Consider the following 985-nt stretch of genomic DNA (forward strand, 5'->3'; position numbering starts at 1 on the left):
TGATCGTTGAACGAAGAGGTCTCCGGTAGTTGGTTCAACGACCAAGAAGAACGAAATACCGGAGACCTCGTGGCCAGCGTAGTGGTGGCGAGGCGGCACGACCTCGCTGACGCGCAGTGGGCGGCGCTGGAGCCGCATCTGCCTGCCGCATCGGGCAAGGGGCGTCCGCCGAAGTGGAGCAGGCGGCAGTTGATCGACGGAATCCGGTGGCGGATCCGGACCGGGGCGCCGTGGCGGGACGTTCCTGCCTGCTACGGCCACTGGTTCAGCGTGTATGGCTTGTTCCGGCGCTGGCAGCGGGAGGGGGTCTGGTCGCGGATCCTGGCGGCGTTGCAGGCGTGTGCGGACGCCGCCGGGAAGATCGATTGGACGGTGAGCGTGGACTCCACGATCACCCGGGCTCACCAGCACGCGGCCGGAGCCCGCCGGGACGGCCACCTGCAGAAGGAGCCACCCGGCGGGGTGCACAGCGAGCCGGCCGATCACGCGCTGGGACGCTCACGCGGCGGGCTGACCACCAAAACCCATCTGGCTTGCGAGCAGGGCCGCAAGCTGCTGGCCGCGGTGGTGACCGCCGGGCAGCGGGGCGACAGCCCGCAGTTCATCCCGGTGCTCGCCAAAATCCGGGTGGCCCGCCTCGGCGGTGGCCGTCCCAGGACCCGCCCGGATCGGGTCCTGGCCGACAAGGCCTACACCAGCAAGGCCAACCGGACCCATCTGCGCCGGCGTGGGATCAAGGCGTGCATTCCGAGCAAGGCCGACCAGGACGCTCACCGGCGAGCCAAGGGATCGAAGGGAGGTCGCCCGCCGTCCTTCGACCCCGCGTTCTACCGGCTGCGTCACGCTGTGGAGTGCGGCATCAACCTGCTCAAAGGCAACCGCGGCATGGCGACCCGTTACGACAAGCTCGCCGTACGCTACGAAGCCGTCGTCATCATCGCTGCGATCAACCAGTGGCTCAGTGCCTTATGAAACACGACCTAGA

Annotated in this window: 1 protein-coding gene; it reads left to right on the forward strand. The window is 68.3% G+C overall.

What is annotated here, in order from left to right; translation table 11 throughout:
- Window positions 1–84 precede the first annotated feature (84 nt).
- Window positions 85–972 (forward strand): IS5 family transposase, encoded by an 888-nt coding sequence (locus ACTWPV_RS49710; RefSeq protein ID WP_443157229.1) that lies wholly within the window; start codon window positions 85–87, stop codon window positions 970–972.
- Window positions 973–985 lie beyond the last annotated feature (13 nt).

Origin of the sequence: Nonomuraea sp. KM88 (genome assembly GCF_052245635.1) — a bacterium.
In the GTDB taxonomy this organism is placed as follows: Bacteria; Actinomycetota; Actinomycetes; order Streptosporangiales; family Streptosporangiaceae; genus Nonomuraea.